The 12,450-nt window shown below is 57.5% G+C and carries 13 protein-coding genes; 8 read left to right on the top strand and 5 right to left on the bottom strand.

What is annotated here, in order from left to right; all coding sequences use genetic code 11:
- The 4 genes from blaOXA to CFBP5473_RS10820 all read right to left on the bottom strand — a co-directional run bounded on the left by blaOXA (position 1) and on the right by CFBP5473_RS10820 (position 3,877).
- Positions 1-813 carry a class D beta-lactamase gene (gene blaOXA, locus CFBP5473_RS10835; RefSeq protein WP_037171690.1) on the bottom strand — a complete coding sequence of 271 codons (813 nt, stop codon included), beginning with the start codon at positions 811-813 and terminating at the stop codon, positions 1-3.
- A gap of 175 nt (positions 814-988) precedes the next feature.
- Positions 989-2,452: a protein adenylyltransferase SelO gene (locus tag CFBP5473_RS10830; RefSeq protein ID WP_027676896.1), complete on the bottom strand. Its 1,464-nt coding sequence runs from the start codon at positions 2,450-2,452 to the stop codon at positions 989-991.
- Positions 2,453-2,526: 74 nt separating this feature from the next.
- Positions 2,527-3,240: a YcxB family protein gene (locus tag CFBP5473_RS10825; RefSeq protein WP_084631815.1), complete on the bottom strand. Its 714-nt coding sequence runs from the start codon at positions 3,238-3,240 to the stop codon at positions 2,527-2,529.
- A 223-nt stretch (positions 3,241-3,463) separates the two neighbouring features.
- Positions 3,464-3,877 (bottom strand): hypothetical protein, encoded by a 414-nt coding sequence (locus CFBP5473_RS10820; protein ID WP_027676899.1) that lies wholly within the window; start codon positions 3,875-3,877, stop codon positions 3,464-3,466.
- A gap of 279 nt (positions 3,878-4,156) precedes the next feature.
- Between CFBP5473_RS10820 and CFBP5473_RS10815 the strand changes: the two genes are divergently transcribed.
- From CFBP5473_RS10815 to CFBP5473_RS10805, 4 genes are all read left to right on the top strand, one after another.
- Positions 4,157-4,801 (top strand): suppressor of fused domain protein, encoded by a 645-nt coding sequence (locus CFBP5473_RS10815; protein WP_027676900.1) that lies wholly within the window; start codon positions 4,157-4,159, stop codon positions 4,799-4,801.
- 99 nt (positions 4,802-4,900) lie between these two features.
- On the top strand, positions 4,901-6,631 hold the full coding sequence (locus CFBP5473_RS10810; RefSeq protein WP_037171693.1) for a GH32 C-terminal domain-containing protein: 1,731 nt from the start codon (positions 4,901-4,903) through the stop codon (positions 6,629-6,631).
- A gap of 64 nt (positions 6,632-6,695) precedes the next feature.
- Positions 6,696-6,866 (top strand): hypothetical protein, encoded by a 171-nt coding sequence (locus tag CFBP5473_RS25060; protein WP_169696886.1) that lies wholly within the window; start codon positions 6,696-6,698, stop codon positions 6,864-6,866.
- 32 nt (positions 6,867-6,898) lie between these two features.
- Complete coding sequence (locus tag CFBP5473_RS10805) at positions 6,899-7,147, top strand: hypothetical protein (protein WP_027676902.1); 249 nt, start codon at positions 6,899-6,901, stop codon at positions 7,145-7,147.
- Between the two features lie 47 nt (positions 7,148-7,194).
- On the opposite strand, the gene CFBP5473_RS10800 is transcribed toward CFBP5473_RS10805, so the two are convergent.
- Complete coding sequence (locus CFBP5473_RS10800; RefSeq protein WP_027676903.1) at positions 7,195-8,862, bottom strand: alpha/beta hydrolase; 1,668 nt, start codon at positions 8,860-8,862, stop codon at positions 7,195-7,197.
- A gap of 505 nt (positions 8,863-9,367) precedes the next feature.
- On the opposite strand from CFBP5473_RS10800, the gene CFBP5473_RS10795 reads away from it, so the two are divergent.
- From CFBP5473_RS10795 to CFBP5473_RS10780, 4 genes are all read left to right on the top strand, one after another.
- Positions 9,368-9,895, top strand: a complete 528-nt coding sequence (locus tag CFBP5473_RS10795) for a hypothetical protein (protein ID WP_027676904.1) — start codon at positions 9,368-9,370, stop codon at positions 9,893-9,895.
- 161 nt (positions 9,896-10,056) lie between these two features.
- Positions 10,057-11,316: a DNA-packaging protein gene (locus CFBP5473_RS10790; RefSeq protein WP_027676905.1), complete on the top strand. Its 1,260-nt coding sequence runs from the start codon at positions 10,057-10,059 to the stop codon at positions 11,314-11,316.
- A gap of 184 nt (positions 11,317-11,500) precedes the next feature.
- The gene (locus CFBP5473_RS10785; protein WP_027676906.1) at positions 11,501-11,755 is read left to right on the top strand and encodes a hypothetical protein; all 255 of its coding nucleotides are present in this window, start codon (positions 11,501-11,503) and stop codon (positions 11,753-11,755) included.
- Complete coding sequence (locus tag CFBP5473_RS10780; protein WP_027676907.1) at positions 11,752-12,180, top strand: hypothetical protein; 429 nt, start codon at positions 11,752-11,754, stop codon at positions 12,178-12,180. The genes CFBP5473_RS10785 and CFBP5473_RS10780 overlap by 4 nt, the downstream gene beginning before the upstream one ends.
- Positions 12,181-12,450: the final 270 nt, after the last annotated feature.

Raw genomic sequence — 12,450 nt, 5'->3', positions numbered from 1 at the left:
TTACCGATGCACGGCAAACCGCTGAATATCCCGCAGAAACTCCCCACGCACCACTTCTCCCATGGGCTGCTCCGAAGGCTTGTCGCCTACACGCAGGCGCACGAAAACGATGTGCTGGCCTTCGCGCTCAGCCCAGCCAACGAACCAGCCGAAGGGGCGGTTGGGATCTGGCTTGCCATCGGGGCCTTTCAGGTTGCCGGTGCCCGTTGTGCCATGGGCGCTCCAGGCTTCTGCGCCGTCATAGACCGGGACGATGGCTTTCGTCTTGTTTTGCGCATCCCGTGAAAACGGCAGATTATTGCCCAGCAGACGGCGCATGAAGCCGACCTGTTCGACCGGGGAAATCTCCAGCGACGTGCCGACCCACGCATCCGTCAGCCCGTTGCCCTTGCCCGCTTCGCCCGCCACATCGGCATTGCCGAAGCCGAGGCGCTTGACATAGGACGCGAATTTTTCCGGCCCGAGGCGGCTGGTGATTTCGCGGGAATACCAGCGTATGGATTCCTTCTGCCAAGTCGTGGGATCGACCTTCTTCTCTTCCTGCGGCTTGGCCTCCATGCCCTTCTGCCAGTCCCATACGGGATTGAACTCATCCTGCAGGATACCCGCATCAAACCCGATCAGCGCCAGCGGCACTTTGAACGTGGAGGCAGGCGAAACGCGCTTGTCGCATGTGCCCTGCTGGTTGATGACGGCACCCGTCTCGACCGATGTCACCAGCGTACATTCGAATAGCGGCAGAGATTGAGCACGCGCGGGCGCACCCACTGCGATAAGGCAGATTGGCAGAAGAAGCGCGAAACAATTGCGCATGCATGATCCTTGGCTGTCCGGTCCCGCATCATAGCCGGGAACGGGCGGAATGAAAGAGAGAAGCGGATTACAAGGTCGATGCGGCAGGAATAGGACAATGAAGCGGTCCCTCGACTGGACTACTCCAAGTTTTAGCGTCGCCAAGGTTCCGATTTTCTATTACGTAGAGCCCACCTCACGTCCCACAAAACGTCCTGGATACCCGCTCATGGTTCATCGGCGCCTGCATGTAGACCGAGTGTTTCTCGCTCTCCTCGAACGGCTTGGCGATTGCGTTTAGCATGTCGTGGAACGGCTCGAAATCATCGTCTTCCACCGCCGCTGCTATGACCTCTTCGATGCGGTGGTTGCGGGGGATGATGGCGGGGTTGGTGGTGCGCATGGCTTTTGCGCGCTCGGTGTTCGAGGGGGTCTCCCGCTCGGCTCTTGCCCTCCAGCGTTCCAGCCATTCGTCTGCGGCGGAAAGGTCGAGGAACATGGCGCGGAAGGGCTCGGTGTTGCCCTCGGCGGCGTCGCACAGGCGGCGGAAGGTGAGGGTGTAATCCACCTCGGAACGCTGCATCATGGCAAGCAGGTCCTGCACCAATTGCTCGTCGCCATCTTCCTCCGTGGTAAGGCCAAGCTTGGCGCGAATGCCGGAAAGCCAGCGTTTCGGGAAGGCCTTGGCGAAATCCGCGAGCACGTTATTGGCCAGATCGACGGCCTTGTCCTGATCCTCATCCAGAAGCGGGATCAGGCATTCGGCAAGCCGGGCTATGTTCCATTGGGCGATGCCGGGCTGGTTATTATAGGCATAGCGACCCTGCGCATCGATGGAGGAGAAGACCTTGCTGGGGTGGTATTCATCCAGAAAAGCGCAGGGGCCGAAGTCGATGGTTTCCCCGGAAACGGCCATGTTATCAGTGTTCATCACGCCATGAATAAAGCCCACCATAAGCCAGCGGCAGACCAGATCGCATTGCCGCTGCGCAATGCCCTGAAGCATTACCAGATAAGGATTTTCCGCCTGGGCAGCCTCCGGGTAATGCCGGGCGATGACGTAATCGGAAAGCGCCTTCAGCGCCTCCTGATCTTCTCTTGCGGCAAAGAACTGAAAGGTGCCGACGCGAATGTGGCTGGCGGCAACACGGGTGAACACGCCACCGGGAAGGCCGGTTTCGCGCTGTACACGCTCACCGGTGGTCACCGCCGTAAGCGCCCGCGTGGCCGGAATGCCAAGCGCATACATGGCCTCGGAAACGATATATTCCCGCAGCACAGGGCCAAGTGCCGCCCGGCCATCGCCTCTGCGGGAAAAGCGGGTCGGGCCGGAGCCTTTCAGTTGTATGTCCCGACGCTTACCCTGCCGGTCGATCACCTCGCCCAGCAGAATGGCGCGGCCATCCCCAAGCTGCGGCACGAAGTTGCCGAACTGATGCCCGGCATAGGCCATTGCCAGCGGCTCGGCGCCCTGCGGTACAGAATTCCCGGAAAAAATCGCCGCCAGCCGCGCGTCGTCAATACCCTCGACATCCAGCCTAAGCTCTTCCGCCAAAGCGCGATTGAAAGCAATCAATCGCGGCGCCTTCACCGGCGTCGGAAGAACGGCGGCGGTAAAGCGTTCGGGCAGGCGGGCATAGGAATTGTCGAAATGGATCATGGGCTTGCTCCCTTTTGCCCCTATATGGGGCGTCGGAGAGGGATTTGCCAGCCGTTGAAGATGATGTGCCGCTGCTAGGCCGCTCTCAGATCGATGGTGCGGAACCGATAATGTCTCACAATAGGCGTTTGCGGGCTCACATGTTCCCTGACGAATTGCATGGTTTCCGCCAACGCCGCATCGGACGGGAAAGCACGCTTTGGAAGCGTCAAGGCCTCGCGCTTGGACAGCGCCAGAAATAGATATTTATCGGTTTCGATGACCCTGACAATCGACTTCCAGCCGATCTCACTTTTGATATCGTCCGATCTAGCCCGAATAACATCATCTTGTAGATCGATAATGATTTCCTTGTTTGCACTGGCGTTTTTCTTGAAAACATAGGCTGCAAGCAATCCCGCCAGATGATCTCCGCACGCTGTGAGTACAAGCGGCAAAAACCACAGTGGCAAGCTATTGAAGTAAAAATCCAGATAATCCGCTGAAATTCGCTTACCCGTACTGAGCATTAGCTGAACTACAAAAACATGCCCGGCAATCAGGCTGGCGAAGATGAATTTCAAAGCCGTGGTCCAAAATGGACGGCGCACCAGCGCCCTTGTCAGCGCAACGAAATCCCTTCTTTCAAAAATGTATCTTATCTCGTGCATCTCTACCATGATTGCAGCTTTCTTGACTGCACAGCTTAGAATAGTTTTTGTTGACTTGAGAAGACCAATTGCCGTCGGGGGCTGAAGTTTTATGGGTGAGTTGACTTGGTTTAGTGCGCTTAAAATTTTCGGGTTCATACTTCTCTGCAGCGCTGGAGCATTTGCAGCCTCTGTCGTCCTTGACAGCTATGGCATGTCCGAACCATCGGGCTCGCTCTTGCTCATAAGCTTTTTTCTGCTGTTTTTAGCGTTTACGGGCGCGGCGCAATGCATGCTAAATCTGGTATTAGGACGAGTTTCAATGAAGATTTGGCTTATTATCTCCGGCGTAGCCATTCTGCTTTCTTTCGTGCTGGAGTGATCACACTTCGTGTTCAATTTTTTTCCACTCACCGTGAATAATCCGCTTCATGGAAACTTTGTTTTCTCTCTTCCCGCTGTCTATAAAAATATAAATAAAAACAGCACGTAGCCAGGCGAGCCAGCCTGTCAAAGCGTCTTTGACTGGCTTAACCGGAGCCGCCTTTAGAGGGGGTTGCGGTTCAGGCTTGTCTGTCTCGATCAACAGATTGATCGCTTCCTGAGCCTGCCTCTCCGGCACGAGAATGCCCACGCCGCCGCTGACATCATCTTTGCGGATAGACGTGAGCATAAAATTGTGAGGCGTTCCCAGCACAAGAATGCCATTCGCCTCCAGAAATGATTTCGTGATCGTATAATCCTGTGGTGTGAAGACGGTCGCCACCTGCCTTATACGGTCGGAATATTCGTTCATGCGTAATTCCTGAAACGATCAAGCATTGAAACAATTGATTTGACAAAATATGCAATCAATCATCAATAAATACAACTGAAGGTCGGCGGGGGAAGTGCAGCATATCCCCCAAAAAAGTGTCTTTGGAGGGATGCTGCCGGTCGGAAGGAGGGACGGATATTCGATAGATTTTTGCTCAGCCGTCGCGCAGCGTTTTTCTGCGCGGTTTCCGCATTGGCGTCCGTTCGGCAGGCCTTTGGGCTGCCAGGCGCGCATCTTTCCGAAGAAAGTCTGCCTTTCATGTTTTCCAGTATCAGGCGAATGATTTCCGTTGGCTCCAGATCGGAGCCGGGCGCATTGGAGAGGCAGCGGCGCGCGACCTATGCCGCCTTTCTGGGAGAGCCGGAATATGTGTTTCGCGGACAGGATGATCAGGATGTGGTGATCGAAGCCTATGGGCGGGATTTCTCGCCGACCGAGGCGGTGAATGAAGGCTATGTGCTGCTGACCAACGGCATGAGCGACAGGAAGATGCGCCTTGCCAACGACGCAGCCCAGCGTGATGTGGAGGCGCGGGCCGAACTCATGTGGTATGTGCGCGAACCGACGCCGGAGATCGTTGCCAACCTGCGCTGGCTGGCCCAGTTTCCGTTCATAGATGACACCTATGTTGCCTTCGGGCACCGCATTCCCATGCCGGGCGCGCCGCTTTCCGACTGCCCGTTCAAGACATTTCTTTTCCTCACGCCGATCATCCGCACGGACCAGCAATTGAGCGATGCGTTGCGCGTGGAAAAGGACAAGGTCGATATTCTGACGGTCAATCTTATTTCGGATGCGGAATACGCTTTCATCAAGCGCGACGGGCTGGACGGTTTTCTGGATATTCTGGATGAGCGGGATTATCCGGTCATTTTCGACCCGGCGCGCAGGTCATACTTGTGAGGTAAACCTTCTCGTCCGCAAAGCTTTGTTGCGATGAACTTTAACCTGCCATTTTCATTCCTATTCTGAGCTAATGATTTGCAAAGAAAGGATATTGGGATGAATGACACCGCCTTGCCCTCAGAGATTTCCTCCAAAGAGATTGAAAGCGCAATTCGCACCATTCAGACCGATCTTCCGGTCAATGCCACGTTTCACGTCTGGCTGAAGGCGAAGAGGCCGGAGGAGCCGGGGTCGGTGTCCTTTTCCAATGCCAATGGCAAGTTTGGTGAGGTTTCCACGACCAATGTGGAGGAATACAGCTTCCGCATCTACCACGTTTTCGGCGGCGGACGTGTGGAGCTTTCCTATGACACGGTGACGACTGCGGTCTCTGTCATCTACTGGTTTATTGCTTCGGATGTGCTGGAAACCGGCATTACGGTGGTTCACACTAAGCCGGATAATGCCGCGCCGGATTTGCCGGATAGCTACCATTTCCGCCCGCCTTTCGGCTGGATGAACGATCCAAATGGCTTCGGGCGTTTCGAGGGCAGGCCGCATCTTTTCTACCAGCATTATTCGCATGGGCTGCGCTGGAACACCATGCATTGGGGCCACGCGGTGTCTTCGGATTACCTGCGCTGGCGGCATTTGCCGATTTTTCTGTTTCCTTCCGAAGACCTGACGACGAGGCCGGATAAGCGCGGCGGGGCCTATTCCGGCTCCACCATTCCGCTGGTGGAAGGCACGGGTATCCGTGTGTTTTTCACCGAGCAGGTGCAGGACCGGGTGCCGGAACAGCAGATACAGCTGACGGCCACATCCTCCGATCTCATCATGGCGGGCCAGGCAGAGGTCGTGCTGGGAAACAGGCCCGATGGCCAAGGGCTGACGCCGGATTTCCGCGATCCTTATGTTGTGCGCGGGCCGGACGGGCTGTGGAAAATGCTGCTGGGCAGCCAGAGCGATAATGGCGGGGTTATTCTGCTCTACGAAACGCAGGACCCGACCGCCGCTTCCGGCTGGACCTATGTGGGCAAGCTTTGGGTGGAAACACGTTACAAGACGACCGCGATAGAGTGCCCCTGTCTGCTGCCGCTGGATGGCCCGGCCAATGCGCGCTCCACCCGCTGGGTGTTGCTCTATGGCCTGATGCATTCGGAAGACCCAGCCACGGGCCGCAAGAACCTGACCATGGCGGATGTGGGCTGGTTCGACGGCAAGAAATTCATCAAGGAATTTGGGCAGGAGCTGGATTTCGGCACGGATAATTATGCGTTTCAGGCCTTTCAGGATGGCGATACCATCGTCGGCATCGGCTGGCTGGCAAACTGGGCGGATGCGACGCCGGAGATCGATTTCCCGACCGCGATGACCCTGCCGCGCCGCCTGCATTTCTCCCACGGCGCGCTGCTGACGCCACCGATTGGGGCTGCGGAAAGTCTTCGCCACCGCATTCTGGACAGGACGCGACTGGCGGCGGGAGAGCGGGTGGAACTTTCGACAGGGGCGGTGGAACTGCTGTTCGAACTGACCAAGCCGGGTCTTCCCTTCGAGCTGGAACTGGACCATCCCGACATTCGGCTTGGTGTGGTGTGCGATGAAACGGGCCTGTGGATCCGCCATGAGGACGGTCGCGAGGGGCCGTCTCCTCGCTATATTTCCGAGGGCGCGCGGCCTTTTCGGCTGCGAATCTTCATCGATTACGGGTCCATAGAGGTGTTTGCGGACCATGGCCGCTATGTGGGAACCAAGCGCCTTGGCAGCTTCGAGCCGGTGCGCGCGGCTCATCTGAAATCCATAGAAGGCGGCGTGGCTCACGCGACCGTGTGGAGCCTGAAGCAGTAAAACGCAGGAACCTTTGCACCCGTGGCGCCGTTGTTGAATGGAGACATTTACCAAGGACGACCAGATGACGAAGATACAGGAAACCGATCCCGTTCATTTTCCGACGCAGGCCAATGAGAACAAGGGCCAGAAGCACAGAGCCGGAAAAAGCATCGTTCTTGCGATTGCGGGCATCGGCATGCTGGCCTTTGTCATCTACATGGCGATGATCGTCATCACCACCACACAGGCTTGATATTACTGCATTTTTCAGCGGAGGAGATTGAAATGGACCCGCGCGAACCACTACTCGAAAGCGAAGATGCTCTGGACAATGCCGTAACGGGCCTTGATGTAGAGGAGCTTCCCGCGAAGGGCGAAATTCCTCAGGAATTCGAGCACGAGCTTGAAGAGGAAGAGGCCGAGACGGAAGACGACGCCTATCAGGAAAGCGACGAAGCCTTGCCGGATGATGCGGAAGAACGTGTGATCAACCGCAATCCATCGCGTGAAGGCGGAGCATTCGACGAAGTGTAAGTTTCAATGGCGCTTTCTTTTAAGTAAGGAAGCGCCATTTTGCTGTCTCAAGCGGGGTCCGTGCTGCCTCGCTTTGCTTTGAAGAACATCTTCAGGCGTTGTAACTCTTCAGCATTCCAGCCTTCCGGCGCGGTTACTTCCATCCACGCATCGATATAATGTTCAGGCGCGTAGACGTGGCCATAGCCCATGGGGGCGGTGGTCGCGGCTGCGACATCCAGCGCCAGTTGCAGGGATGTGACGACGGGGAACCAGCGGAAGGAGGTTGAGACATCGCGACCGCGCGGCTGGTTCATCCATTGCGGGCGACGGTATAGGGACGAGGTCTCGAAAAAGGTGATCGGGTCGCTGGCATATTGCAGGTAAACGATGCGCATCGGGCCCCATGGCACGTTGGGCATGGTAGCATTCTGATATTGATCGGCAAAGCGGATGACCGAGCTATCGCGGAATTTTGGCAGCCATTGCGGCGTGCCGGGCAGGCGGCCATTGGTTGCCATGCGCCATGTGGGGCTGGAAAAGGGCGGGCCGCTCCACAACGCGCCTTGGAATGGATCTGCCAGAACATCGTAAAGATCGGAGGATTTCTGGCTGTTCAGCGCGCCGAGGCTGAGGCCGTGGAGATAGAGTTTCGGGCGGCTTTCCTTCGGCAGCGTCGTCCAGTAACCGTAGATTTCCTCGAACAGGGCGCGGGCGGTTTCCACGCCATAATCCGGCTCTGTCAAAAGGGCGATCCAGCTTGAGAGATAGGAATATTGCACGGCGACGCTGGCGATGTCTCCACTGTGTAAATATTCAACCGTATCAAGCGCTTCCGGGTCTATCCAGCCGGTGCCGGTGGGGACGACGACCAGCAGTGTCTTGCGCTGGAAACCACCGGCGCGCTTCAACTCTTCCAGCGCAAGTTTTGCGCGGGCAGCAGGCGTTTCAGCGGAATTGAGACCGGCATAGACGCGGATCGGCTCCATGGCCTGGCGGTGTGTAAAGGCGGAAATTTCGCTTGCGGTAGGGCCGGTTGCGACGAATTCCCGGCCACGGCGACCGAGCGATTCCCACGTCATCAACGAGGCTTCGCTGCCGGTCTTCAAGGGGTCGGAAGGGCGCGGCACATCCGGCTCTATGAGGCTATCCACCTGTTTCAGCGAGCTATCGGCAAAGCGCAAACCGATATCGAAAATCAGGCCGTTGACCAGCATCCAGGCAAGCGCCACAGCTGCGAAAATGCCCACCACATTGGCCAGCCTGCGAGGCAGAAAGCGGCGGCTGCGCAGTGCGAAAAGCTTGCGCACGAGCTGGAAAAACCGTGTGATACCAATGAGAAGAGCGGCAACCACGATGGCGATTGCGCCGGTTCTGAACGGGTGTCCGCTATCCAGCGGGTCGAGCTCCATCAACACGCGAATGGAATTCTGCCAGGTTGCCGCCTGCCAGAGAAAGCCGACGGCGGCAACAATTGCCGCCAGCGTCACGAGGAAGCGCATGCCGCGCCTGTCATGCCGCGAAAGGTGGGGCAGGCCGAGATAAAGGTAAACCTCCTTCAGCAAAACACCGATGAGATAACCGATGGCAAAGGAAAAACCGCACAAAACGCCTTGCATGACAAAGGTGCGCGGCAGGAGCGACGGGGTGAGGGAGGCGCAGAACAGCACCGTGCCGAACACGATGCCGGTGCTGGACAGCGGCACGACCAAACGCCTGATCCACCTTAATGGCATGTTTTCATCCCCCCTCTGCTTTGGAGGTGAGTGTAGTATGAGCCGGGTGACAGTGGAAAGAAATCTGCGGAATATTTTTTGAGGTGAATAGGAAAATAATCCTTGACGGCGTGACGGTGGTTTGATAGGGTTATGGCATAGTCGGAAAAGTGCGGGTGGCAGCGGTGACTGAGGTCGCCGACGTGGCGGCTTGGTACCTCTCCCTTTGTGGGAGAGGAAGAAAAATCATGATCTTAGCTTCAGCTAAGGCATAGATTTTTCAGGTGAGGGGTTAGGCTTGCTCACAATTGGGCAAGGCGGCGTTGGCGTGGATCCTCGGGTCAAGCCCGAGGATGACGGCGGAGTGTCTGGATGCGCACAATGCCCTTAATGAACCTCTCACTTGCGATTTCTAGCCCTTAGCCTCTGGCTAAGATCTTGAATTGCTTTCTCTCCCACTCCCCTTGATGAGATTGGGGAGAGATAAGGCGCGCCGCGCTATCCTGCCTGATACGCAGGAAACACCATGACATCGATAATCGAATGCGACCCATCGCTTTTTGGCGAGTGGCCGGAGCGCTATGTCTATGCGCCGGATGCGGCGCTGGAGACGAAGGCGGTGCCGCAGCATGCCGGGACCGAAAACGGGCCGGATGAGCTGTGGCGGCTGCTGAATGACATGACGGCGGAGATGCGTGAGCAGTTTCGCTTCTTTCGCGAGCTTCGCGAAGGGGCGGGTGCCGCGCTGGATGATGCGGCTGATGAGGCTGCGGGAAAGATGGCGCGGGCCGATGTGAAGGCGGCGACGGATGCGATTTCGCTGATCGTTCGCACGCTGGAAAAGATCGACACGTTGCAACGGCAATTGGCGCGAGACCGCGAGGCCGCAGCCGAGAGTGAGGCGGAAGCTAAGAGCTATGAGGACGCCGTTGCCTTCTTCGAAAAACGGATCGAGCAGCTTGCGGAGCAGAAACTGCGTGCACGGCTTCTTGCAGCCGGTCAATCGGATAGTGGCAGTGTGTTGCCGCAGGCGGAGAGCGAGCCGGGCGTGTAATGGTGACGAGCGAGGCCGAACGAGCGCGCAATGCCTTGCTCAAGCCGGTGTATCTCCGGCGAAAAGGGCGGGTAAAGGCACTGAATAGTGCGGCGCGGGCGGACATGTGCCACCTGGGTTCCGATGCGCCCGATATTCGCAGGCAGGACATTGAGCGAGGCATGGTTGCGCGATTGACCGAGCGATATCTGAAAGAGCATGTCTGGCGGCTGAACCGCGACTGGCGGATTATCGGCAGCCTTGCGCAGCAGCCGCCGGAAGGCGCATGGCGCAACTGGCTGCTGATTGGCGGGCGCGGTTCGGGCAAGACGCGGGCGGGTGCCGAATGGGTGCACAGAATTGCGTCTGCTGGCGAAAAATCCGATCTGCGCATTGCGCTGGTGGCCGAAACGCTGGGAGATGCCCGCGAGGTGATGATCGACGGCGTTTCCGGTATTTGCCGGATCGCCCGGGTCAGAAGACCGGAATTCGAGGCGTCGCGCCGCAGGCTGGTGTGGCCGAACGGCGCGATGGCGCAGATATTTTCTTCCGAAGACCCGGAAAGCCTGCGCGGGCCGCAGTTTCATTATGCCTGGGCCGATGAGCTGGCAAAATGGAAGCATGCGCAGGAATGCTGGGACATGCTGCAATTTGGCCTGCGACTGGGCGAATGGCCGCAACAGCTGATTACGACGACACCGAGGCCGATACCGCTCTTGAAGGCGCTGATGGCAGATTCTGCGAGCCGGGTGGTGCGGATGCGCACGCATGACAATGCGCAGAACCTGTCTCCCGGCTTCATCGACGCCATGATGCGCCGCTATGGCGGCACGCGGCTGGGGCGGCAGGAACTGGACGGCGAACTGATTGCCGACCGCGACGACGCGCTGTGGAAGCGGGCCGATATCGAGGCGATATTTGCGGAGCGTGCGGAAGCGCTGGCCCGCATCGTTGTGGCGGTGGACCCGCCAGCGGGCGCGGGCGAAGGTTCCTGCTGCGGTATCGTGGTGGCGGGCATCGGCATAGACGGGCGGTTCTGGGTGCTGGCGGATTGCTCCGTGGAAGGCGCGACCCCGGCAGGCTGGGCCCGCGCCGTGGTGGCCGCCTATCGCCGCTTCGACGCCGACCGCGTTGTGGCCGAGGTGAACCAGGGCGGCGAGATGGTGAACGCGATGCTGAAAAGCATCGACGCCAACCTGCCCGTGACCATGGTGCGGGCAAGCCGGGGCAAGTTCACCCGCGCCGAACCCGTGGCAGCACTTTACGAGCAGGGCCGGGTGCGCCATGCCGGGCGGTTTGAAAAGCTGGAAGACCAGATGGCAGATTTCGGGCCGGATGGGTTGAGCTCAGGACGATCTCCGGACCGGCTGGACGCACTGGTCTGGGCGCTGACGGCTTTGGCGATGGAGGTGATGGCGGAGCCGCGGGTGAGGGGGATGTGAGGCGTTATGCATGCCGAAAGTGCGGCTGACTTTGAGTGGATAACGCTTGTTTGTTTTATCTAACCACCAAAGCGTCAGGTAGACAATGATGTGTAAATTGTGTATTTTTCACATTAAGTAAGCGGCTTAGTGAAATGTCTGAAATGGTGATATTTTGGAAGCTGCACTGGAAGGAGTTTATCACATGGCGAATGTTCTTCAGGTTTCAGCGACAAAGTTTTCGCGGAGCTTCGCGCGCTATCAGGACGAGGCGCATTCTGCCGGTGTCATCGAGGTTACATCTCATGACCGCGTGATTGGCGGCTATCTAAGTGCGAAGGAACTCGAGAATTATCTCCGGCTTAAAAAGAATGAACGCGAAGTCGTGACTTTTGAAGAGTTCGACGATGAGACGCTTTCCGAACTTCGAAACACCAAATGGGGCGTGGTATCTGAGTGACGCTGCCTGAACCCGTCCCTGGGCTCGTTATTCGGTATAATTATCTGTGGCGCAAGCAAGAGTTGGACGGACGTACGGAGGGCGACAAGGATCGCCCATGCGCCATCATACTGTCTTCCAGAAAAACCGGACAGGTGACGGTAATACCGATTACCCATTCACCACCGGAGCCTGGTGAAGAGGATCTTTCCATCGAGATACCCGTCGAAATCTGCAGGCACTGTGGACTGGACGATGGCGGGAACTATATAAGGCTTGGTGAAACAAACCGGTTCATCTGGCCCGGCCCGCACCTCAGGCCTTTACCTTCGGATTTTTCGAGAGTGGATTATGGCATTCTTCCGCAGGAGTTCTTCGAACATGTCCTGTCGCAAGTGATTGAGATGGTTCAAAAGGGCATGGTCAGCCTTACGAAGCGGGGGTGATGTCGCGCTTATGGCGTATCCTGCTTGCTGGACGCACAATACCTAATATGTCCACGCTATAAAAACGCCCGCGATACGCCTTGCGGCACATCACGGGCGATTTTCATGTCGGAACTGGCGGCATCATGCCGTGGTTGCGACGGTTACTTCTTCGGAGACTGCGAAGGCTTTGGCTGAGCGCCGACTTCGCGCATCTGCCGCCACTCGTTCTCGAGGCGGTCATAGGTGTGCTGGGGGATTGTCGCTGTCATGGCATTCCTCCTGACTGGG

Origin of the sequence: Agrobacterium larrymoorei, from assembly GCF_005145045.1 — a bacterium.
Classification (GTDB): Bacteria; Pseudomonadota; Alphaproteobacteria; order Rhizobiales; family Rhizobiaceae; genus Agrobacterium; species Agrobacterium larrymoorei.
This window is presented reverse-complemented; position numbering and strand designations above follow the sequence as displayed.